Annotated in this window: 19 protein-coding genes; 12 read left to right on the top strand and 7 right to left on the bottom strand. The window is 74.4% G+C overall.

Features of this window, described 5'->3' with window-relative positions; translation table 11 throughout:
* Positions 1 to 305 precede the first annotated feature (305 nt).
* Both ACGFIZ_RS09485 and ACGFIZ_RS09480 read right to left on the bottom strand, forming a co-directional pair.
* Positions 306 to 539, bottom strand: coding sequence for a hypothetical protein (locus ACGFIZ_RS09485; RefSeq protein ID WP_145775696.1), 234 nt, complete (start codon positions 537 to 539; stop codon positions 306 to 308).
* A gap of 244 nt (positions 540 to 783) precedes the next feature.
* Complete coding sequence (locus ACGFIZ_RS09480) at positions 784 to 2388, bottom strand: RNA polymerase sigma factor (RefSeq protein ID WP_393417467.1); 1605 nt, start codon at positions 2386 to 2388, stop codon at positions 784 to 786.
* 287 nt (positions 2389 to 2675) lie between these two features.
* Here ACGFIZ_RS09480 and ACGFIZ_RS09475 point away from each other — a divergent pair, with 287 nt between their 5' ends.
* Complete coding sequence (locus ACGFIZ_RS09475) at positions 2676 to 3494, top strand: inositol monophosphatase family protein (protein WP_393417463.1); 819 nt, start codon at positions 2676 to 2678, stop codon at positions 3492 to 3494.
* A 59-nt stretch (positions 3495 to 3553) separates the two neighbouring features.
* Here the strand turns inward: ACGFIZ_RS09475 and ACGFIZ_RS09470 are convergent, their stop codons facing one another.
* A complete protein-coding gene (locus ACGFIZ_RS09470; protein ID WP_393417642.1) occupies positions 3554 to 4069 on the bottom strand; it encodes a LytR C-terminal domain-containing protein in 516 nt (171 codons plus the stop codon).
* Between the two features lie 433 nt (positions 4070 to 4502).
* Between ACGFIZ_RS09470 and ACGFIZ_RS09465 the strand changes: the two genes are divergently transcribed.
* Together ACGFIZ_RS09465 and ACGFIZ_RS09460 are read left to right on the top strand one after the other, a co-directional pair.
* Positions 4503 to 4799: a DUF4193 domain-containing protein gene (locus tag ACGFIZ_RS09465; protein WP_007075406.1), complete on the top strand. Its 297-nt coding sequence runs from the start codon at positions 4503 to 4505 to the stop codon at positions 4797 to 4799.
* Between the two features lie 533 nt (positions 4800 to 5332).
* Positions 5333 to 6070: a hypothetical protein gene (locus tag ACGFIZ_RS09460; RefSeq protein ID WP_393417640.1), complete on the top strand. Its 738-nt coding sequence runs from the start codon at positions 5333 to 5335 to the stop codon at positions 6068 to 6070.
* 60 nt (positions 6071 to 6130) lie between these two features.
* On the opposite strand, the gene ACGFIZ_RS09455 is transcribed toward ACGFIZ_RS09460, so the two are convergent.
* Positions 6131 to 6637, bottom strand: a complete 507-nt coding sequence (locus tag ACGFIZ_RS09455; protein WP_393417638.1) for a DUF3093 domain-containing protein — start codon at positions 6635 to 6637, stop codon at positions 6131 to 6133.
* A gap of 90 nt (positions 6638 to 6727) precedes the next feature.
* Between ACGFIZ_RS09455 and dut the strand changes: the two genes are divergently transcribed.
* The 4 genes from dut (at position 6728) to ACGFIZ_RS09435 (ending at position 9347) form a co-directional block, all read left to right on the top strand.
* On the top strand, positions 6728 to 7231 hold the full coding sequence (gene dut, locus ACGFIZ_RS09450) for a dUTP diphosphatase (RefSeq protein WP_393417461.1): 504 nt from the start codon (positions 6728 to 6730) through the stop codon (positions 7229 to 7231).
* 25 nt (positions 7232 to 7256) lie between these two features.
* Positions 7257 to 7931 (top strand): DUF3710 domain-containing protein, encoded by a 675-nt coding sequence (locus ACGFIZ_RS09445; RefSeq protein ID WP_393417459.1) that lies wholly within the window; start codon positions 7257 to 7259, stop codon positions 7929 to 7931.
* A gap of 317 nt (positions 7932 to 8248) precedes the next feature.
* Positions 8249 to 8632: an OB-fold nucleic acid binding domain-containing protein gene (locus ACGFIZ_RS09440; RefSeq protein ID WP_393417457.1), complete on the top strand. Its 384-nt coding sequence runs from the start codon at positions 8249 to 8251 to the stop codon at positions 8630 to 8632.
* Positions 8633 to 8663: 31 nt separating this feature from the next.
* Entirely contained in the window at positions 8664 to 9347 is a 684-nt protein-coding gene (locus ACGFIZ_RS09435; RefSeq protein ID WP_393417455.1) for a DUF3159 domain-containing protein, read from the top strand.
* A 39-nt stretch (positions 9348 to 9386) separates the two neighbouring features.
* On the opposite strand, the gene ACGFIZ_RS09430 is transcribed toward ACGFIZ_RS09435, so the two are convergent.
* On the bottom strand, positions 9387 to 10076 hold the full coding sequence (locus ACGFIZ_RS09430; protein WP_393417453.1) for a potassium channel family protein: 690 nt from the start codon (positions 10074 to 10076) through the stop codon (positions 9387 to 9389).
* 2 nt (positions 10077 to 10078) lie between these two features.
* Positions 10079 to 10744, bottom strand: a complete 666-nt coding sequence (locus ACGFIZ_RS09425) for a potassium channel family protein (protein WP_393417451.1) — start codon at positions 10742 to 10744, stop codon at positions 10079 to 10081.
* Between the two features lie 147 nt (positions 10745 to 10891).
* Between ACGFIZ_RS09425 and ACGFIZ_RS09420 the strand changes: the two genes are divergently transcribed.
* The 4 genes from ACGFIZ_RS09420 (at position 10892) to dxs (ending at position 17531) form a co-directional block, all read left to right on the top strand.
* Entirely contained in the window at positions 10892 to 12967 is a 2076-nt protein-coding gene (locus tag ACGFIZ_RS09420; RefSeq protein ID WP_393417449.1) for an APC family permease, read from the top strand.
* A gap of 98 nt (positions 12968 to 13065) precedes the next feature.
* Positions 13066 to 14343 (top strand): class I SAM-dependent RNA methyltransferase, encoded by a 1278-nt coding sequence (locus ACGFIZ_RS09415; protein ID WP_393417635.1) that lies wholly within the window; start codon positions 13066 to 13068, stop codon positions 14341 to 14343.
* A gap of 4 nt (positions 14344 to 14347) precedes the next feature.
* Positions 14348 to 15511 carry an anhydro-N-acetylmuramic acid kinase gene (locus tag ACGFIZ_RS09410; protein ID WP_393417447.1) on the top strand — a complete coding sequence of 388 codons (1164 nt, stop codon included), beginning with the start codon at positions 14348 to 14350 and terminating at the stop codon, positions 15509 to 15511.
* Between the two features lie 73 nt (positions 15512 to 15584).
* Positions 15585 to 17531 (top strand): 1-deoxy-D-xylulose-5-phosphate synthase, encoded by a 1947-nt coding sequence (gene dxs / locus ACGFIZ_RS09405; RefSeq protein ID WP_393417445.1) that lies wholly within the window; start codon positions 15585 to 15587, stop codon positions 17529 to 17531.
* Between the two features lie 348 nt (positions 17532 to 17879).
* Here the strand turns inward: dxs and ACGFIZ_RS09400 are convergent, their stop codons facing one another.
* The gene (locus tag ACGFIZ_RS09400; RefSeq protein WP_393417443.1) at positions 17880 to 19073 is read right to left on the bottom strand and encodes a hypothetical protein; all 1194 of its coding nucleotides are present in this window, start codon (positions 19071 to 19073) and stop codon (positions 17880 to 17882) included.
* Between the two features lie 390 nt (positions 19074 to 19463).
* Between ACGFIZ_RS09400 and ACGFIZ_RS09395 the strand changes: the two genes are divergently transcribed.
* Positions 19464 to 21272, top strand: coding sequence for a hypothetical protein (locus tag ACGFIZ_RS09395; protein ID WP_393417633.1), 1809 nt, complete (start codon positions 19464 to 19466; stop codon positions 21270 to 21272).
* The last annotated feature ends 73 nt before the right edge of the window (positions 21273 to 21345 follow it).

The raw sequence follows: 21345 nt of genomic DNA, 5'->3' as shown, positions 1-21345 counted from the left end.
CGGCATCCGGAGCGCTCGGGCACCCCTATGGCGCCGACATCGGGGTGCCTCACGCCTCGTGGATGCCGGTGCCGTGATCGACTCCACGGCGGCGACATTGGGGTATCCCAGTCCTCCGGATGCCCCAATGTCGGTAGCACGGAGTGATCATCCCGCCTGGGCGGCGATTCCGACGCAAACCTCTTGATCACCGCGGGCGAGGCTGCCGTGGGACCCGCAAACGAGGCCGGGACGGCGGCCGGAGCGCCAAAGCCGACGGAGGGCTCCCACGGGAGCCCTCCGTCCGGCTATGTGTCCGGCGTGGTTCAGTTCGCCATCAGGTCGGCGCCACGCCAGTTGAACTCGGGGTCGGTCGCGTACCGCACGGTGATCTTGACGAGATCCTCGGCGTACTTGTTCGCGTGGTGTCCACAGAACACCAGTTCGCTTCCACCGGCCAGAGTGATACGGAGCTTGCCGGCAGCGTTGCAGCGGTCGCACCGTTCATCGGCGGCCGGGGGGCTCACCGTCTCGGGCGGCGGCGTGAGGGTCGGGGTCATCGCCTTCCTCCTCTGGTCGTCACCGATGAACAATCTCTTCGGTCGTTGCTCACCTATCGTGCAACACCCACCTTGGGCGCTGCCTTCCCTGTGTGCCCGCGGGGGACCGAGGTCACACATGGCGGCAACAGTGTGCCGTGCCCCAAGGGTGCCACGTCAACGATCACAATCGTGCAACCAACCGATCGCGATGGGGTGTTGCACGCCTGGTGATCAAAGCGACACGTTTGGTTGACGACCTGGCTCAGTCCAGGTAGTCGCGGAGCACCTGCGAACGGGACGGGTGGCGCAGCTTCGACATGGTCTTGGACTCGATCTGGCGGATCCGCTCCCGGGTCACGCCGTAGACCTGGCCGATCTCGTCCAGCGTCCGCGGCTGGCCGTCGGTCAGGCCGAACCGCAGCCGGACCACGCCCGCCTCCCGCTCGGACAGCGTCTGGAGCACCTGCTGGAGCTGGTCCTGCAGCAGGGAGAACGAGACGGCGTCGACCGCGACCACGGCCTCCGAGTCCTCGATGAAGTCGCCGAGTTGGCTGTCGCCCTCGTCGCCGATGGTCTGGTCGAGCGAGATGGGCTCCCGGGCGTACTGCTGGATCTCCAGCACCTTCTCCGGTGTGATGTCCATCTCCTTCGCCAGCTCCTCCGGCGTGGGCTCGCGGCCCAGGTCCTGGAGCAGCTCGCGCTGGATCCGGCCGAGCTTGTTGATCACCTCGACCATGTGCACCGGGATGCGGATGGTGCGGGCCTGGTCGGCCATGGCCCGGGTGATCGCCTGCCGGATCCACCAGGTGGCGTACGTGGAGAACTTGTAGCCCTTGGTGTAGTCGAACTTCTCGACCGCCCGGATCAGGCCGAGGTTGCCCTCCTGGATCAGGTCGAGGAACGCCATCCCGCGGCCCGTGTACCGCTTGGCCAGCGACACCACCAGTCGGAGGTTGGCCTCCAGCAGGTGGTTCTTCGCCCGCTCACCGTCCCGGGAAATCCAGAGCAGGTCGCGCTGCATGTCGCGAGTCAGCTTCTCCTCGCCCTCCTCGGCGGCGCGCAGCCGCTCGGCGGCGTAGAGGCCGGCCTCGATCCGCTTGGCGAGCTCCACCTCCTGCTCGGCGTTGAGCAGGGGAACCTTGCCGATCTGCTTCAGGTACGCGCGGACGGAGTCGGCGGACGCGGTCAGCTCGGCGTCGCGACGCGCCTGCTTGAGCGCCTCGGACTCCTCGTCGTCCCACTCGAAGTCGTTGTCCGTCGCCGAGTTGGCGGCGTCGGCCTCGGCGGCCTGGGCCAGCTCGGCCGGCTCCTCGACCACCACGTCCTCGATCTCGGCGGCCAGTTCCTCCGGATCGATCTCCCCCTCGGCGGGGTCGCCGCCCTTGGTCTTCGCCGCGGCCTTGGCGGGCTGCTTGCCCGCGGCGGCCACGGTGGCCTTGGCCACCCGGGTGGGCTTCGCCGCCTTCGCCGGAACGGCGGCCTTGGCGACCGCCTCGGTCGTGGCCTTGCGTGCGGCCACCTTCCTCGGCGCCGGGGCGGGGGCCTCGTCGACGGCGGGGGCCTGCTTCGGGGCCGGCGGGGCGGTCTTCTTGGTGGTCTTGGCGGTGGTGGCTCGGGACGCCGGGGTGGCGGACCGGGCGGCGGCGACGCGGCGGCGCGGGCTGGCCGAGCCGTCCACGACCACGGTCACCCCCGCTTCCGCGAGCGCACGCAGGATCTTCTTGGCCTGGGCCGGAGTCACCTCGGCGGACTCGACGGTGCGCGCGAGCTGAGCCGACGTGAGCTGGCCGCCCGCGCTCTGCGCGTGGGCGATCAGGGTGTCGGTGAGCGAGCGAACGTCGGCGCCGGTCTGGCGGGGTTCTGTCACGAATGACCTTCCGGAGGCGAAGAGCGAGCACGGCCGGGTTGCCCGGCGCAGCGTGGGGCGCGGTGCCGGACGATGTGGTTGAGGAACCCTCGTGTTCCGGGCCGGCCGGTCGTTGGCGGTCCGTGGCGCGTGGGCAGGGGTGAATTGTAACGCCGTCTGCGGCGATCATCCTGCGCCGCACGGCGGACCCACGCCCGGGACCGCCGATTCGGGGCGGTTGTGGAGTTTGTAAGGATGATACTCGCGTGCGCGGCGGACGAGCCCGCTCGCGCTGGAAGGGGACGGGAATGGACGGGTCGGCGCCGCGGCCGCGGGAGCTGCTGGAGATTGCCGTCGACGTGGCCCGGGACGCGGCGGCGACCGCGCACCGGATGCGGGCCGAGGGCGTCTCGGTGGCGGCCACCAAGTCCACGGTCACCGACGTGGTCACCGCGGCCGACCGGGCGGTCGAGCGGCAGGTGGTCGACGCGCTGCGCCGGGTCCGACCGCACGACGCGGTGTTCGGCGAGGAGTACGGCGCCGGCGGGCCGGAGGCCGGGGCGGCCCGGGTGCGCTGGGTCGTCGACCCGATCGACGGCACCGTCAACTACCTGTACGGGCTGCCGTACTGCGCGGTGTCGCTGGCCGCGGAGGTGGACGGCGAGGTGGTCGCGGGCGTGGTGCGCAACGTCGCCACCGGCGAGGAGTGGACGGCCACGGCCGGGGGCGGCGCGTACCGCGGCGGCGAGCGGCTGCGCTGCTCGGGCGAGACCGACCTGAGCCAGGCGCTCGTCGGCACCGGGTTCGGCTACGACCCGGGGCGGCGCGCCCACCAGGCCCGGGTGCTGGCGGAACTGATCCCGCACGTGCGGGACATCCGCCGGCAGGGCGCCGCGGCGCTGGATCTCTGCCTGGCCGCCGAGGGGCGGCTGGACGCGTACTACGAAAAGGGGCTGGCCGCATGGGACCACGCGGCCGGGGCGCTGGTCGCGGCCGAGGCCGGGCTGCGGGTGGCCGGGCTGGGCGGACTGCCGCCCGGGCCGGACCTGCTGATCGCCGCCCCGCCGGCGCTGTTCCAGCCGCTGCACGACCGGCTCGCCGCGCTGGGCGCCTCCGGCGGACCCTGACCCGCGCTCTGCCTGGTCAGGGCCTAGTGCCGGGCGGGATCACTTCTTGCCGGGTGGGGTCACTTCTTGACGGGCATCGGGCACGTGCCGGCGGGCGCGACCGGGGAGCCGAGGTCGCCGAGGGACTGGTTGACCTCCGTGGTGGTGGCGAGCTGCTGGAAGCCGTTGCCCAGCACCACGTCGACGGTGTCGTCCTTGCGGCCCTCCTCGTAGACGGGCGTGGCGTTGTCGAGGAAGAAGGCGCGCAGCAGGTGCGCCGAGCCGACGCCCTTCGGGCCGTACCGCAGGATGGCGATGTCGTCGACCTGCTTGCGCTCGGTGCCCGTCTTCTTCACCTGGAACTTGCGGTTGCGGAAGTCGTCCGCGACGCTGGCGGCCAGGCCCACCTGGTCGGTGGCGTTGTAGATGTTGATCTTCACATCCTTGTACTGGCGGAGGGTCAGGTCCGCCGGCGGCGCGCCCTCGGGGCACCCGGCGGCCTGGCCGGCCACGCTCTGGGTGTCGCGGACCACGGCCACGACCACGAAGACCAGGGCGACGACCGCCAGCAGGCCGACGACAACGAGTGCTCGCACCCGCGCAAAGCTCATCTGGACGCTCCCCGGACAGTGGTGGGTGGCGGCGGCCGCCGGCGGTCGGGCCACCCGCCGGCCGTCGAGTACGCCGCTGAGGTTAACGGTTGTCCGACGGTCGCGTGGAAACAGTCCGACATGCCGGCGCGCCAACCAGCAACCGGGTACTACTACCCCTATCTTCGTGTCGCCTGAGTCACATTGGGAACAACTCGGGGTGCTGGGGCGTACATCTGAGCCACGAGGGCGGTATACATGCCTCGCCCAGAGGGGGGTAAGGTACCGCGCTCGCCGGGGGAAGTTTTTCTGGCGGCCCGGCCCGACCGGCGTCGGGTCGGGTGACCGACACATATCGGTGGCCGGCCAGCGGAACCGAAACAGCGTCGTCCGGCGTTACAACCGGAAGCGACCATATCGACATGGGAGAGTGAAACCGATGGCCACCGACTACGACGCCCCGCGTCGCGACGAGGTCGACCTCGGCGAGGACAGCCTGGAAGAGCTGAAGGCCCGGCGCGTCGACTCACAGTCGGGTGCCGTGGACGTCGACGAGGCGGAGGTCGCCGAGAGCTTCGAGCTTCCCGGCGCCGACCTGGCCGACGAGGAGCTCACGGTCAAGGTGCTACCGATGCAGCAGGACGAGTTCCGGTGCGCCCGCTGCTTCCTGGTCCACCACCGCAGCCAGTTGGCGGTCGAGCGCAACGGCGAACTGATCTGCCGCGAGTGCGTCTGAGCGAGACGGGGAACACCGGCGGCGGCCTCCTCGGCGGGGCCGCCGCTGTCGACACCCGCCGCCGACGGCGCCGCGGCCCCGGCGGCTGACCGCGCCTCCACGGCGCGCCGGCCGGCCGCGTCCCACGTCGCCGGCACCGTCCCGCCCGGACGCCGTGCGCCGGTGGCGAGGAACTGCTTGACTCGTCTGGGCAGCTTCCACGCCGACGGTTCCGGGAGGATCGAGCCATGGGTGAGCGCAGCGACGCGGGCAGGGACGGGCGGCCCGGCAGCGGCCCGGTGGGACCCGGCGTCGACCGGCCGCCGGTATCCCGTCCCGGCCCGGCTCCCGCCCCCGGCGACCCGGCTCGGGGCGCCGACCCGGCTCGGGCCGCCGACTCGGCCCCGACCGCTGGTGGCCCGGCCCCGACCGCTGGTGGCCCGGCCCCGACCGCTGGTGGCCCGGCCGCAACCTCCTCTGCCGGCCCCGACCGCCCGGCCGCCGGGTCCGCCGCGGGTGGGCCCGGCGCGGACGCCCGCGAGGACGCGGACGAACTGGGCGCCACCGTCGCCGCGCTGACCGCGGACGACATCGCGCCGGCCCGGCGGCGGCAGCTACTGACCCGGCTGGTCGGCCAGGCCCGGGCGCGCGGGCTCGCCGACCTGTTCAAGCCGAGGGCGGCCGTCCGCTGGATGACCGAGACCGTCGCCGAGATCGCCCCGCACGTGCCGATCCGGGACCTGGCCACGCTGCGCCGGCACTTCCCCGGCCTCGACGACGAGGCCATCGCCGACCGGCTGGTCCGCAACGCGGCGCGGACGACCGCGGGCATCGGCGCGGCCGGCGGAGGCGTGGCCGCCGTCGAGTGGACGGTCACCCCGACCCTGCTCTCGGCGCCCGTGCTGCTGGCCGCCGAGACGGTCGCCGTGGTGGCGGTGGAGCTGAAGCTGATCGGCGAGCTGCACGAGGTGTACGGGGCGCCGCTGCCCCCCGGCGGGACCCGGCGCGCGGTGGCCCTGGTGCAGTCCTGGGCCGGCCAGCGCGGGATCAACCCGATGACGCCGGGGGTGGGCGTCGGCGCGGTGCTCGGTACGGCGGCCCGGAGGGAGTTGCGTGACGCCCTGCTCCGGCGGTTCGGCCGCAACCTGACCACGCTGGGCCCGCTGCTCACCGGGGCGGCCGTGGCCAGCTACCTCAACCGGCGAGCCACCCGGGCGCTGGCCGACCAGCTCCGCAGGGACCTGCGCGGACAGCGCCGCGCCCTGCCCGGGCCGCCGCCCGCGCTGCCCTGAGCCTGCCCTCAGGCGACGTCGTTTCCCGCGGTTCGCGACCGCGGGGCTCGCAAACCCGGCTCACTCCTCGCGCCTCAGGCTGCGGGCCGCCACGAGCGCGGCGGCGAGCCGCACCGGGTCGCGGCTGCTGACCACCCAGAACGGGGTCGGGTCGGCGGGATCGTCCAGCACGACCTGCACCGCGCCGGGAATCCACGGCCGCTGCACCACGAAGGCCAGCGGGTCGGCCCCGACGCCGAGCACCTCACGCCGGCCGGCCGCGTCCAGCGGGACCGCGTCGGCGACGAACCGCAGCGGCAGCCGGGCGTCGTCCACCCGCAGCTCACCGTCGGCCACGGCGACGCGGATCCGGCCCAGCCACCACAGGGCGGCCACGGTCGCCGGCAGCAGCACCGCGAACGGCAGCCAGGCGCGGACGCCGTCCGCGCCCATCCACAGCTCCAGGCCGAGGAAGCCGCCGAGGGCCACGCCGGCCAGCCACAGCCACCACGGCAGGCTGAGCCGCTCGGAGTACGCGGTGGGCGCCCCCGGGACGGGCGGCGCCGGGGGCGGCGGGGAGGACGACAGGCTCACCCGTGTCAGGGTACGGCGCATGACGGGCGGCGGACCCGGCAGGATGACAGGGTCACCCCGCGAACCGGACGGAAGAGGGAGACCGTGACCGACGTACCCGTGCCCGTACGACAGTTCGACCCGGAGCTGCCGCTGCCCGCGTACGCCCATCCCGGCGACGCCGGGGCGGACCTGGTGGCCGCCGCGGACGTGGAGCTGCCGCCCGGCGGCCGGGCCCTGGTCCCGACCGGCGTGGCGATCGCCCTCCCGGAGGGTTATGTGGGCCTGGTGCATCCCCGTTCGGGCCTGGCGGCCAGGCTCGGCGTGACGGTGCTCAACGCGCCCGGTACGGTCGACGCCGGCTACCGGGGTGAGATCCTGGTCAACCTGATCAATCATGATCGGACGACATCGGCGAAGATCACCCGTGGCGATCGGATCGCCCAGCTCGTTGTCCAGCGGGTGGAGCGGGTCGATTTCCAGCCGGTGGCCGAGCTGCCGCCGTCCCGGCGGGGTGTCGGCGGACACGGCTCGACCGGCGGCCACGCCGGGCTCGTCCCGCCGCCGGCGGAGCGGGCGAGCGGGCAGCCGGAAGAGGTGGCAGGGTGAGTGCGAACAGCGGAGGGTGGGCGCAGTGATCTTCTCCCGAAAGCGGGCCGGTGACGGGCGGCAGGCCAGCGGCGAGCGGGCCGCCGAGGCGGTCGTCGGGCACGGCACCGACGAGCTGGCGGGGCCGGCGCGTGGCCCGTACGACGTCTCCGAGGCCCCGGCGGGGGTGCAGCGGCTCGACCTGGGCAGCCTGCAGATCCCGGCGGTGCCCGACGTGGAGGTGCGGGTGCAGGCCGACCCGCAGGGCGTGATCCAGCAGGTCGTGCTGGTGCACGGCCAGAGCGCGCTCCAGCTCGGCGTCTTCGCCGCGCCGCGTTCCGAGGGCATCTGGGACGAGGTGCGCGAGGAGATCCGCCAGTCGCTGTTCAACGACGGCGCGGCGGCGCAGGAGCGCCAGGGCGAGTACGGCCCGGAGCTGCATGCCCGGGTGCGCACCCCGGACGGCGTGACCGACCTGCGCTTCGTGGGCATCGACGGGCCGCGGTGGATGGTCCGCGGCGTCTACCAGGGCGAGGCTGCCGCCGACCCGACTGCCGTAGGGCCGCTGGCCCAGGTGCTGGACGGGCTGGTCGTCGACCGCGGCCAGGAGGCGAAGCCGGTGCGCGAGCCGCTGCCGCTGCGGCTGCCCCGCGAGGTCGCCGAGCAGGCCGGCCCCGCCGACGAGGACGCCCCGGCCGCCCCGGGCCCGATCCAGGCCTGAGCCGTACCGACCCGGCCCCGGCCCGTCGGCGCCCACGCCGGCGCGGCCGGTCCCCGGGCGGGCGACTGCCCGACCCCGGCGGGTGCGGCGGGCGTCCGCCGCGCCTCGGCGACCGCCCGGCGGCCGGGACGCGGTCGGGATGCGCGCCGCGGTCCAGGCGCGGCCGGCGTGGGGCCGGCGGTCGAGATGCACCCGGGGTGCGGCCGGCCCCGTGTTCCGCGCCGCTCGCGGCGTACGCTGGCGGCACGGTCCCGACACGCCGGGGCCGCACGGTGCCGGCGCGGCCGGCCAGCCCAGGAGAGGGTGACGCGGAGGTCATGACGACCGACGAGGGCCGCAGGGTGTCGCTGCGGCGGCTCCTGCACCGGCTCACCGCGAGCGAGGCCGAGATCGAGGCGCAGGAGCTGCGCCGGGAGAGCGCGGAGTCCGGCGGGATGCCGGCCCGGCAGTGCATGCGCGGTCAGGTGGTCTCGGTGACCGGCCGGCTGCGTACCGTGGTCTACACTCCCAGGACCAACCTGCCCACCCTGGAGGCCGACCTGTACGACGGCAGCGACGTGGTGACGCTGGTCTGGCTCGGGCGGCGGCACATCGCCGGGATCGAGCCGGGGCGGCATCTGACCGCCCGGGGGCGGATGGCGGTGCGGGACGACCGCAAGGTCATCTACAACCCGTACTACGAGCTGGAGTCGCCGAAGTGACGGCGCGGGCGCCGCGGACGGGAGACGTGCGATGACCACCGGACAGGACCGGGCGACGGAGCCGGAGACCGGCCCCGGGGAGGAACGCCTGCCGACGCTCGCCGAGCAGATGGCCGAGCAGTTGGGCGGCTGGCGCGGCCTGGTCGAGTCGAGCGTCCCGGTGTTCGTCTTCGTGGTCGCCAACATCGTCGGCGAGCTGCGCCCCGCGATCATCGCCTCGGTGGCCACGGCGCTGCTCATCGCAGGCCTGCGGTTGGCGCAGCGCCGGCCGGTCCGGCACGCGGTCAACGGCCTGTTCGGCATCGCCATCGGCGCGTTCATCGCGCTGCGCACCGGCGAGGAGCGGGACTTCTACCTCCCCGGCATCCTGTACGGCATCGGCTACGGCCTGGTGCTGCTGCTCTCCGCGGTGATCCGGCAGCCCCTGGTGGGCTGGCTCTGGTCGGTGCTGGTGGCCAAGGGCCGCGCGGACTGGCGCGACGACCCCCGGCTGGTGCGCACCTTCACCCAGCTCACCGTGCTCTGGGGCGTGGTGTGGCTGGCCAAGGTCGGCGTGCAGGCCGCGCTCTGGTACGCCCATCAGGACACCGCGCTGGGTATCGCCCGCCTGGCCCTCGGCTACCCGCCGTACGCGCTGCTGCTGCTGATCACGGTGTGGACGGTGCGCCGGGTCACCCGCGAGACGCGGGCACCCGAGCCCCTGCCCGGCGGCTGAGCCCGCCCGGCCGGTCCCGGCCCACCGCCGGCGCGGCGCTCACCTCCCGCCGCGGGTCCGTTCCACGCTGTCCGCGCCGAGGACCACCGCGCGGACCTCGTCCTCCACGTCGGCGGTGCAGACGAAGATCAGCTCGTCTCCCGCCTCGATCGGATCGTCCGGGCTGGGCACCAGCACCCGCTTGCCGCGCAGGATCGCCACCAGGGCGGTGTCCCGGGGCAGCGGCACGGCGTGGATCGGCTGCCCGACGTACGGGGCGGTGGGCGGCAGGGTGATCTCGACGAGGTTCGCCTCGCCCTGCCGGAACGTCATCAGCCGGACCAGGTCGCCGACCGTCACGGCCTCCTCGACCAGGGCCGCCATCACCCGCGGCTTGCTCACCGCGACGTCGACGCCCCACTGCTCGGTGAACAGCCACTCGTTCTCGGCCCGGTTCACCCGGGCCACCACCCGGGGCACCGCGAACTCGGTCTTGGCCAACAGCGACACCACCAGGTTGACCTTGTCGTCCCCGGTCGCGGCGACGACCACGTCGCAGCCGGCGAGGTTGGCCTCCTCCAGGCTGGCCAGCTCGCAGGCGTCCGCGAGCACCCAGTCGGCGGTGGGCACCCGGTCCGGCCGGAGCATCTTGGGCTGGCGCTCGATGAGCATCACCTGGTGGCCGTTGTCGATCAGCTCCTGGGCGATCGAGCGGCCCACGTTGCCGGCGCCGGCGATGGCGATCCGCATCTCTAGTGCGCTCCTTCCGGCGGGCTTCCGGCCGCCGACGTGACCGACGCCATGATGTCGTCGGTGACCAGCATGAAGACCTGGTCGCCCTCCTGCACGACGCTGGACCCGGTGGGCAGCGTGCCGATGCCGAAGCGGGTGAGATACGCCACCCGGGCCCCGGCCGCCTCCTCCAGCGCCCGCAGCGGACGCCCGATCCAGTCCTTGTGGACGGGCACCTCGATGATCGAGACCGTGCTGGTCGGGTCCCGGAAGATCTCCACGTTGCCCTCGGGGACCAGGTGCCGCAGCATCCGGTCGGCGGTCCACCGCACGGTGGCCACCGTCGGGATGCCCAGCCGCTCGTAGACCTGCGCCCGGCGCTGGTCGTAGATCCGGGCGGCCACCCGGGAGACGCCGAACGTCTCGCGGGCCAGCCGGGCGGAGATGATGTTGGAGTTGTCGCCGCTGGAGACCGCGGCGAAGGCGTCCGCCCGCTCGATGCCGGCCTGCCGCAGCACCTCGCCGTCGAAGCCGGCGCCGGTGACGGTGATGCCGGCGAAGTCGGGGCTGAGCCGGCGGAAGGCGTCGGCGTCCTGGTCGATCACCGCCACCGAGTGGCCGCGGGACTCCAGGCTCTGGGCAAGGGTCGAACCGACCCGGCCGCAGCCCATGATCACGACATGCACGTGTCCCTCCCAAGGTGCGCGCACCCGCTGCACTGCGAGCCTGCCACGTTCCGCGGGTCAGCGGGGGACGACGGTACCGCGCCCGGTTCCGCGCCCGTGATCGGCCACCCCGGCACCGACGTTGCCGTGGTCGTACCCTTAGCGCTTGTGGCCAGTCCCACCTCGCTGCTGAAGCGACTTCTGCTCGGTCGACCGTTCCGGTCCGACCGGCTCCAGCACACCCTCCTGCCGAAGCGCATCGCCCTGCCCGTCTTCGCCTCCGACGCGCTGTCCAGCGTCGCGTACGCCCCGGACGAGATCCTGCTGACGCTGTCCATCGCGGGCGCGTCGGCGTACCTGTTCTCGCCGTGGATCGCGGTCGCCGTGGTCGTGGTGATGCTCACGGTGGTCGCCAGCTACCGGCAGAACGTGCACGCCTACCCCTCCGGCGGCGGCGACTACGAGGTCGCGACCGTCAACCTGGGCCCGCGGGCGGGTGTCGCGGTGGCCAGCGCCCTGCTGGTCGACTACGTGCTCACCGTGGCGGTCTCGGTCTCCTCCGGGGTGGCCAACCTGGGCTCCGTGGTGCCGTACGTGGCCACCCACAAGGTGCTCATCGCGGTCGTCGCGGTGGTGCTGCTCACCGCGATCAACCTGCGGGGCCTGCGCGAGTCCGGCACCGCGTTCGCCATCCCGACGTACGGCTTCGTCATCGTCATCGGCGGGATGCTGCTCACCGGCCTGATCCGGATCTTCGTCCTCGGCCACGACCTGCACGCCCCGAGCGCCGGCCTGGAGATCCAGGCCGAGCACAGCGTGACCGGGTTCGCCCTGATCTTCCTGCTGCTGCGCACCTTCTCCTCCGGCTGCGCGGCGCTCACCGGCGTGGAGGCGATCTCCAACGGGGTGCCCGCGTTCAAGGCGCCGAAGAGCCGCAACGCGGCCACCACCCTGCTGCTGCTCGGCTCCATCGCGGTGTCCATGCTGGTGGGGATCATCCTGCTGGCCCAGGCCACGGGCCTGCAGTTCGTGGAGGACCCGGAGACCCAGATCGTCTCCGGCCCCGCCGGGTACGTGCAGAAGACCGTCACCACCCAGCTCGGCGAGACGGTCTTCGGCTCCGGGTCGGTGCTGCTGTACGTCGTCGCCGGGATGACCGCGTTGATCCTCTTCCTGGCCGCCAACACCGCGTTCAACGGCTTCCCGGTGCTCGGCTCGATCCTCGCCCAGGACCGCTACCTGCCCCGGCAGCTGCACACCCGGGGCGACCGGCTGGCGTTCTCCAACGGCATCGTGTTCCTCGCCGTCTTCGCGGTGGTGCTGATCGTCGGCTTCCAGGCCGAGGTGACCCGGCTGATCCAGCTCTACATCGTCGGCGTCTTCGTCTCGTTCACCCTCTCCCAGGCCGGCATGATCCGGCACTGGAACCGGCACCTGCGCACCGAACGCGACCCGGAGGCCCGCCGCCGGATGCACCGGTCGCGGGCCATCAACGGCTTCGGCATGGCGCTCACCGGCACGGTGCTGGTGATCGTCCTGATCACCAAGTTCCTGCTCGGCGCGTGGATCGCCATCGCGGCGATGGCCGTGATCTACCTGCTGATGCTGGCCATCCGCCGGCACTACGACCGGGTCGCCGCCGAGCTGGAACCGACCGAGGTCCGGGGCGTGCTGCCGGCCCGCAACCACGCCGTCGTGCTGGTCAGCAAGCTGCACCAGCCGACCCTGCGGGCGATCGCGTACGCCCGGGCCACCCGGCCGGACACCCTGACCGCGGTGACGGTCAACGTCGACGAGAAGGACACCCGGCACCTGCAGGACGACTGGGAACGGCGGGAGCTGCCGGTGCCGCTGACCGTGATCGACTCGCCGTACCGGGAGATCACCCGGCCGATCATCGAGTTCGTGGCCAACATCCGCCGGGAGTCGCCGCGTGACGTGGTCACCGTCTTCATCCCCGAGTACGTCGTCGGCCGCTGGTGGGAGAACCTGCTGCACAACCAGAGCGCGCTGCGGCTGAAGGGGCGGCTGCTGTTCGAGCCGGGCGTGATGGTGACCAGCGTGCCGTGGCAGCTCGCCTCGACCGCCGCCAAGGACCTGAGCCGGCTGGACGCGACGCTGAGCCGGGGACCGGCCCGCGGCCCCCGGGTCGCCCCGCGCAGCACCCTGCCGCCGCAGGTGCCGCCGATCGACTCCGCCCCGCGCCGCCGCGAGGGCGGCCCGACCGACGGTGGCCGGCCGTGACGCGCCCCGGCGGGATCCGACCGGCGCGTCGGGCCGGCGGGGACCGGCCGGCGCCCTCGGCCGCCGACCGGCCGGCGCCTCCCGGCGAGGCCCGGCCGATGCCGACCAGCGGCGGGGACCTGCCGACGCCGGCGGGCGACGAGCGGCGCGGCCTGGAGGAGGCCGAGCGGGTCGAGCTGACCGTGGACGCGGTCGCCCCCGGCGGGCACTGCGTCGCCCGGGTGGACGGCCAGGTCGTCTTCGTCCGGCACGCGCTGCCCGGCGAGCGGGTGGTGGCCGAGGTGACCGAGGTGCACCGGGGGTTCGTCCGGGCCGACGCGGTCACGGTGCTCGACGCCGCGCCGCAGCGGGTCGAGCCGCCCTGCCCGTACGCGAAGCCGGGCCGCTGCGGCGGCTGCGACCTGCAGCACGTCGCCCCCGAGGCCCAGCTGGACTGGAAGGCGGCGGTGGTCCGCGAGCAGCTCACCCGGCTCGCCGGGCTCACCGACGCCGAGGTCGACCGGCTCGGGGTCCGCGTCGCGGCGCTGCCCGGCGGCCCGCTGGGCTGGCGGTCCCGGGTCCGGTACGCCGTCGACGCCGCCGGCCGGGCCGGGCTGCTCAAGCACCGCTCGCACGAGGTGGTGCCGATCGACCGCTGCCTGATCGCCCACCCCGCGATCCAGGAGCTGCCGGTGCTTCCCCCGACCGGAGCCCGCTGGCCCGACGCGGACGCGGTCGAGACGGTCGCCTCCACCGGCGGGGACGTCACCGTGGCCGCGCTCGCCGAGGGGGTGCCGACGGTGGTCAGCGGGCCGGCCGCCGTACGCGAGGTGGCCGCCGGCCGCCGGTGGACGGTGCCCGCGTCCGGCTTCTGGCAGGTGCACCCCGCCGCGGCGGACACCCTGGTCGACGCGGTGCTCGACCTGCTCGACCCGAGGCCGGGCGAGTCGGCGTGGGACCTCTACGGCGGGGCGGGGCTGTTCGCCGCCGCGCTCGCCGGCCGGGTCGGCCCGGACGCCCGGATCACCCTGGTCGAGTCCGCCGAGCACGGCGTGGCCGCCGCCCGGGACAACCTGCGGGACCTGCCGCGGGTCGAGGTGGTGGCGGGCCGGGTGGAGACCGCGCTGGCGCGCCGCCGCGTGACCGGACCCGTCGACCTGGTGGTACTGGACCCGCCGCGCACCGGGGCGGGCGCCCGGGTGGTGCGCGACCTGGTCGCCGCCGGTCCGCGCGCCGTGGCGTACGTGGCGTGCGACCCGGCCGCCTTCGCCCGGGACGTACGGACGTTCGCCGGGGCGGGGTGGCGGCTCGCGCGGCTGCGCGGCTTCGACCTGTTCCCCATGACCCAGCACGTCGAGCTGGTCGGCCTGCTGCTGCCGCCCGCCGCCGAGGGATGAGCCCGTGCGGATCGTGGGGTTGATGTCGGGGACGTCGTACGACGGGGTGGACGTCGCGGCGGCGGAGTTCGCCGTCGAGGGGGACACGCTGCGGCTGCGGCCGCTCGGCTTCGCCGGCCTGGACTACGACGAGGAGCTGCGGGCGCAGATCGGGGCGGTGCTGCCGCCCAACCCCACCAGCATCGAGGCGGTCTGCCGACTGGACAACCGGCTCGGGGAGGTGTTCGCCGAGGCGGCGGCGCGCGGCGTCGCGCTGGCCGGAGGCCGGGTCGACGCGGTCGTCTCGCCCGGCCAGACGATGTTCCACTGGGTCTCCGGCGGGCGGGCGCGGGGCACCCTCCAGCTCGGCGCGCCGGCCCGGGTGGCGGCGCGGGTGGGCGTACCGGTGCTGTCGGACCTGCGCTCGGCCGACGTGGCGGCCGGCGGGCAGGGCGCGCCGCTGGTCCCGGCGTTCGACGCGCTGCTGCTGCGGGCGGAGTCCGGGCCGCCGCGGGCGGCGCTCAACCTGGGCGGCATCGCCAACCTCACCGTGGTCGCGCCCGGCGCCCCCGTCCTCGGGTACGACGTGGGCCCGGCCAACGCGCTGCTCGACGCGGCGGCCCGTCGCCTCCTGGGCCGCCCCTGCGACCTCGACGGGGCCCGCGCGGCGGCCGGTCGGGTGCACCCCGCCCTGCTGGAGCTGCTGCTCGCCGAGCCGTACTACGCCGCGGCGCCGCCGAAGTCGACCGGCAAGGAGCTGTTCCACGCCGGCTACCTGGACGGGAAGCTCGCGGCGCTCGGCGCCCCCGTCGACCCCGACGACGTGCTGGCCACGCTCACCGAGCTGACCGCCCGGACGGTCGCCGCCGAGTGCGACCGGCACGGGGTCGCCGAGGTGGTCGCCGCGGGCGGCGGGGTGCGCAATCCCACCCTGCTGCGGCGGCTGGCCGCCCTCGGCGACGGGCGGTGGCGGCTGCGCGCCAGCGACGAGCTGGGCGTGCCCACCCAGGCCAAGGAGGCGTACGCGTTCGCCCTGCTCGGGTGGCTGTCCTGGCACGGCCTGCCGGGGGCGATCCCGTCGGTGACCGGGGCCCGGGAGGCCGCCGTGCTCGGCTCGTGGACGCCGGCCGGACCGGCCCGGTCCGCCCCGCCGGCGACCCCGCCCCGGCGGCTGGTCATCGCCGCCTGACTGTCCGCCCGATCAGGCGGCGGCGTCCACGGCCAGGCTGCGGGGTGCCGGGCGGCCGATAGACTCTTCGGTCATGAGTGTTGAAGAGGACACGGCCAACCACGGTCGGCTGCTGGCCACGGTGCGCGGTCCGCAGGACGTGAAGAGAATGTCCGGGAAACAACTGGACATCCTCGCCGCCGAGATCCGCGACTTCCTGATCGCCAAGGTCTCCCGCACCGGCGGGCACGTCGGCCCGAACCTGGGCGTGGTGGAGCTGACGCTGGCGATGCACCGGGTCTTCGAGTCGCCGCGGGACCGCCTCCTGTTCGACACCGGGCACCAGGCGTACGTGCACAAGATCATCACTGGGCGGCAGGCCGGCTTCGACCGGCTGCGCCAGCGCGGCGGCCTCTCCGGCTACCCGAGCCAGGCCGAGAGCGAGCACGACGTCATCGAGAACTCGCACGCCTCCACCGCCCTGTCCTACGCCGACGGCCTGGCCAAGGCGTACGCGCTGCGGGGCGAGCAGCGCAGCGTGGTCGCCGTCGTCGGTGACGGCGCGCTGACCGGCGGCATGTGCTGGGAGGCGCTGAACAACATCGCCACCGCCGGCAACCCCCTCGTGATCGTGGTCAACGACAACGGCCGGTCCTACGCCCCGACCATCGGCGGCCTCGCCGACCACCTCTCGGCGCTGCGGCTCAACCCCGGCTACGAGAAGGTGCTGGACACCGTCAAGGAGGCCCTCGGCTCGACCCCGCTGGTCGGCAGGCCGATGTACGAGGTGCTGCACGCGGTCAAGAAGGGCATCAAGGACGCCGTCGCCCCGCAGGCGATGTTCGAGGACCTGGGCATCAAGTACGTCGGCCCGGTCGACGGCCACGACGTCCCCGCCGTCGAGTCGGCGCTGCGCGCGGCCAAGAACTTCGGCGGCCCGGTGATCGTGCACGCCGTCACCCGCAAGGGCTACGGCTACCGCCCCGCCGAGGAGGACGAGGCGGACCGCCTGCACGGCCCGGGCAGCGCGTTCGACCCCGAGACCGGCAAGCTGGTCGCCGCCCCGTCGGTCAAGTGGACCCACGTCTTCGCCGACGAGCTGGTCGCGATCGCCGACGAGCGGCCCGACGTGGTGGGTATCACCGCCGCGATGGCGGAGCCGACCGGCATCGCGAAGCTGGCCCGCAAGTACCCCGACCGGGTGTACGACGTCGGCATCGCCGAGCAGCACGCCGCCACCTCGGCGGCCGGCCTGGCGCTCGGCGGCCTGCACCCGGTCGTGGCGGTCTACGCGACGTTCCTCAACCGGGCCTTCGACCAGGTCCTGCTGGACGTGGCGATGCACCGGCTGCCGGTGACGTTCGTGCTGGACCGGGCCGGCATCACCGGCCCGGACGGGCCGAGCCACTACGGCATGTGGGACATGTCCGTGTTCGGCGTGGTGCCCGGCCTGCGCATCGCCGCGCCCCGCGACGCCGCGAGCCTCCGCGAGGAGCTGCGCGAGGCGGTGGCCGTGGACGACGGCCCGACCATCGTCCGGTTCCCGACCGGCAGCGTCGCCGCCGACCTGCCGGCCGTGCGCCGGGTCGGCACGGTCGACGTGCTGGGCGAGTCGACGCGTACCGACGTGCTGCTGGTCGCGGTCGGCGCGTTCGGCCAGCTCGGCATGGAGGTCGCCGCCCGGGTCGCCGAGCAGGGCTACGGCGTGACGGTGGTCGACCCGCGCTGGGTCCGTCCGATCCCGGCCGAGCTGGTCGAGCTGGCCGCGGAGCACCGCCTCGTCGTCACGGTCGAGGACGGCGTACGCGTCGGCGGGGTCGGCGACGCCCTCGCCCAGGCCATGCGGGACGCCGACGTCCGCGTGCCGCTGCGCGACCTGGGCGTGCCGGCCGACTGGCACCCGCACGGCACCCGCGCGCAGATCCTCGCCGACCTGCGCCTCACCGCCCAGGACGTCGCCCGCGACGTCACCGGGTGGATCTCCGGCCTGGACGCCCAGCCGGTCGAGCCGGTCCGCCTCCGCGCGGCCGACGCGAACTGAGAGGCACCCCCCTCCTCGACGCCAGGCGTCGAGAAGGGGGCCCCTTCCCACTGCCCTGCGCAGGCGGGGCGGGCCCCATGTCGCCGATATGGTCGGGTCCGGCGCTCGGGACGGCCCCATGTCGCCGATATGGTCGGGTCCGGCGCTCGGGACGGCCCCATGTCGCCGACATGGCGTCGCGCCGCGTGCAGGGGCGCCCAGCCGCGTCGCGTCGCGCCCGTGTCGCCGACATGGTGGGGTCCGGCGCTCGGGATAGCCCCATGTCGCCGACATCGCGGCCAGCCCAGCCCAGCCCAGCCGCGCCGCGTCGCGCCCAGCCGCGCGGGGTGTGGCGTGTGGCGGCGCTGGTCAGCGGCCGCCGACGGACCGGTAGTAGGTCTTCTCCGCCCCGGCCAGGCTGAACGTGGCCTTGCTCGTCGGCTGCGGCACCACCACCAGCCCGGGCCGGTCCACCAGCAGCGGCGTGCCCGGCGGGACCGACAGCGAGCTGTACCGGTTGGACCGCCAGTTCAGCACCACCAACGGCTGGCCCGGCACCGGAAGCGTGTACGCCTGCAGCGGGTTGGCCCGGTCGGCCGGTGAGACCACCGGCGCGCCGTCGTCGGCCGGCCGGTAGACCACCGCCGTCATGGTGCCGGCGTCGGTCTCCCAGCTCAGCTGCTCCAGGTCGGCCGGGTCGCCGCCGCCCAACGCCACCTCGCCGAGCGCCCGCACGCTCAGCTTGGCCATCGGCCAGGACTCGGGCACCGAGCGGGGCGCGTCGCTGTCGCCGATCCGGCGGGGGATGCTGCCGAACGGCCCCCGCTCGTCGGCCAGCACGCACGTGTCCAGGCCGTCCAGGGCCCGCCGGCCCGAGCCCGTCTCGTCCCGGACCAGCGGATAGCGGGGGTCGCTGGTGGCCGTACCGAGGTCCAGCAGACGGTCCGCGGCCCGGCCGCGCGGCAGCGACCGGGTCGCCCGCAGCGTCGCGGTCAGCGGCACGGCCCGGCAGGCCGGCACGTCCACCGGGTCGGTCAGCCCGTCCCGGCTGGCCAGCGCCCGGCCCTTGGGGCCGAGCAGCCGCTCGACCCGCTCCGAGAGCAGGTAGCGCCGCCCGCGGTCGGTCTGCACGGGCAGCACGTCGGAGTAGACGAGGTAGCCGGGATCGGTGTACTCCACGGCCCGCCGGACCACGTACCGGTCACCCTCGCGGGTCAGTTGCAGCAGCCAGGACGCGCTCTCGCCGGGCACGTCGGCGGCGACCAGGGCCAGCGGGGCGCCGTCGACCTCCCCCGACCAGAGGATCCCGGACGAGGACAGGTGGGCCCGGTCGTCGGCCGGTGAGCGCCAGGCCCGCACGGCCTCGGTGACCGCCGCCGTCGCGGCCGCGTCGCCGGCCAGCCCGCCCCGCGCCGGCCACACCCGCAACGACCCGTCCAGGCTGTCGTAGCCGACGGGCAGGACGTCCGACTTCCGGTCGGCGACCGGACCGCAGCCCGTCGCCGCCAGCAGCAGGGTGAGCAGTGCGGTGGCCGTTCTGCCGCGCCGGCGGACTGAAGCCACCTGATCCGCCCCCGATCGCGTTCGCCCCGTCATGTTTTCGGTCCCACATGGTACGAGACGGTCGGGCCGCGCCGGTTGGCGCCTCGGCCACGCCCGCGAGCTGCGGCGCGACCGGCCCGGCCGGCGGGATCGGGCCGCCGGGGATCCGACCACATAGGACAGCCCGGTGGTTCTCCGGCCAATGTCCGGCTCCGGTAGACTCCGCCGACTGTGACCCATGCCGAGCCCCGCGGAGACTCCCTGCCGGTTCCCGACGCTCCCGTGGGCCCCGCCGCCGGCCCCGCGGCCCCGGCCGCACCGGCCGCCACCGCGCTCGCCGAGCCTCCGGACCTGCTGCCCGCGCCCGTGACCACGGCCGAGCCCCTGTCCGCCGTCGCGCCCGTGTCCGTCGTGGAGGCCCCGGCCGAGGCCGGCTCCGACGGCACGGCGTCCCCCGTCGGGGCCCCGGCCAGGCGGTGGCGGTGGACGAGCCGGCGCCGCGACCTCGCCGTCTACGGCGTGTTCCTGCTCGCCGCGCTCTGGGTGACCAGCCAGATCTGGGTCGACCCGGCCGGCCGGGTCGCGTCGCTGTACAGCAGCGACCCCGCCCAGGTGCAGTTCTTCCTCGCCCACTCGGTGCGGGTGGTGCTGCACGGGGAGTTCCCGTTCTATACCGACCAGTTCAACTACCCGGACGGGGTCAACCTGATGGCCAACACGGCCATCCTGGCGCTCGGCATCCCGATGGTGCCGGTGACCCTCCTGTTCGGACCGGCCGTGTCCTTCGTGGTGCTGGTCACACTCGGCCTCGCCGGGACCGCCGCCGCCTGGTACCGGATGCTCTCCCGGCACGTGGTGCGCACCCCGCTGGCCGCCGCCGTCGGCGGCTGGCTCTGCGGGTTCTCGCCGGCGATGCTCTCGCACGCCAACTGGCACCCGAACATCATCTCGCAGTTCCTGCTGCCGTTCATCGTCTGGCGGGTGCTGGTGATCACCCGGTCCCGGCGGCCCGTCCGCGACGGCGCGCTGCTGGCCCTGATGGTGACCGCCCAGGCGTTCATCAACGAGGAGATCCTGCTCTTCACCGCGCTGGCGTGCGGGGTCTTCCTGACCGCGATGCTGGTGCAGCGGCCGGCGCTGTGGTCGACGGCGTGGCGACCGCTGGGCGTCGCGGTGGGGGTCTGCGCCGTGCTGGCCGGGGCGCTGCTGGCGTACCCGCTGTACGTCCAGTTCGCCGGGCCGATGGCGTACCACGGGCTCAGCGACGCGGTCCGCGACTACGGCAACGACATCGCGGCGTTCTTCGCCCCCGGCTCGCCCACGCTGGGCGGCAACCAGCGGGCCAACGTCAACCTGGCCCCGAACTACTCGGAGGAGAACGCCTTCCTCGGCTGGACCCTCGCGATGCTGGCGGTCGGCATCGTGCTGTGGCTGCGCCGGGAGCCGCTCGTCCGGGCGATCGCGGCGACCGGGGTGTTCTTCGCGGTGCTCTCCCTCGGCGAGCGGGTCTCCTGGTGGGACCGGGAACTGTTCACCGGCCCGTGGGAGTGGCTGGTCCGGTTGCCGCTGCTCGACGCCGTGGTGCCGACCCGGTTCGGGATGATCACCACGGTGGTGATCGGCGTGCTGCTGGCGCTGGCCGTCGACCGGGTCTGGTCGCTGCGCCCGGCCGACGCGCGCACCGTGCGTACCCTCGCGGTCGGCGCCCTGGTCGCGGCCCTGCTGCCGATCGCGCCGATGCCGCTGAACGTCACCTCGCGCCCGCCGGTGCCGACCTTCATCACCGCCGACCGGTGGCGCGAGTACGTCGGGCCGGACCAGACCCTGGTGCCGATCCCGGTGCCGAGCATGGGCAACACGCACGGGATGCGGTGGGCGGCGTCCACCAACCTCGACTTCAAGATCCCCGGCGGCTACTTCCTCGCCCCGCGCAACGGCAACACCGGCGACCCGGGCCGGTTCGGCGGCCGGCCCAGCGGGCTCGGCAAGCTGCTGGAGGAGGTGTCCGCCACCGGCCGGACCCCGCAGCTCGACGACCGTCAGCGCCGCCGGTCGCTGGACGAGCTGCGGCACTGGCGCGCCGCCATCCTGGTGCTGCCGGTACGCCAGCACAACGCCGAGCCGCTGCGGCGTACCGTCGAGCAGCTCGTCGGCCCCGGGCGCCGGGAGCTGGACGTCTGGGTCTGGGACGTCCGGACGCTGAGCGGCCCCTCCGCCTGACGGCCACTCCGGCGCGGACCGGCTGCCTGGCGGCCGTTCCGGCGCGGCCCTTCCGCCTGACGGCTGCTCCGGC

The organism is Micromonospora sp. NPDC048830, from assembly GCF_043198215.1.
In the GTDB taxonomy this organism is placed as follows: domain Bacteria; phylum Actinomycetota; class Actinomycetes; order Mycobacteriales; family Micromonosporaceae; genus Micromonospora.
This window is presented reverse-complemented; position numbering and strand designations above follow the sequence as displayed.

Excerpts from the sequence above, each read along its gene's own strand:
- ACGFIZ_RS09485 (WP_145775696.1), bottom strand. The coding sequence starts at position 539 with ATGACCCCGACCCTCACGCCGCCGCCCGAGACGGTGAGCCCCCCGGCC.
- ACGFIZ_RS09475 (WP_393417463.1), top strand. The coding sequence starts at position 2,676 with ATGGACGGGTCGGCGCCGCGGCCGCGGGAGCTGCTGGAGATTGCCGTC.
- ACGFIZ_RS09465 (WP_007075406.1), top strand. The coding sequence starts at position 4,503 with ATGGCCACCGACTACGACGCCCCGCGTCGCGACGAGGTCGACCTCGGC.
- ACGFIZ_RS09440 (WP_393417457.1), top strand. The coding sequence starts at position 8,249 with ATGACGACCGACGAGGGCCGCAGGGTGTCGCTGCGGCGGCTCCTGCAC.
- ACGFIZ_RS09435 (WP_393417455.1), top strand. The coding sequence starts at position 8,664 with ATGACCACCGGACAGGACCGGGCGACGGAGCCGGAGACCGGCCCCGGG.
- ACGFIZ_RS09430 (WP_393417453.1), bottom strand. The coding sequence starts at position 10,076 with ATGCGGATCGCCATCGCCGGCGCCGGCAACGTGGGCCGCTCGATCGCC.
- ACGFIZ_RS09415 (WP_393417635.1), top strand. The coding sequence starts at position 13,066 with ATGCCGACCAGCGGCGGGGACCTGCCGACGCCGGCGGGCGACGAGCGG.
- dxs (WP_393417445.1), top strand. The coding sequence starts at position 15,585 with ATGAGTGTTGAAGAGGACACGGCCAACCACGGTCGGCTGCTGGCCACG.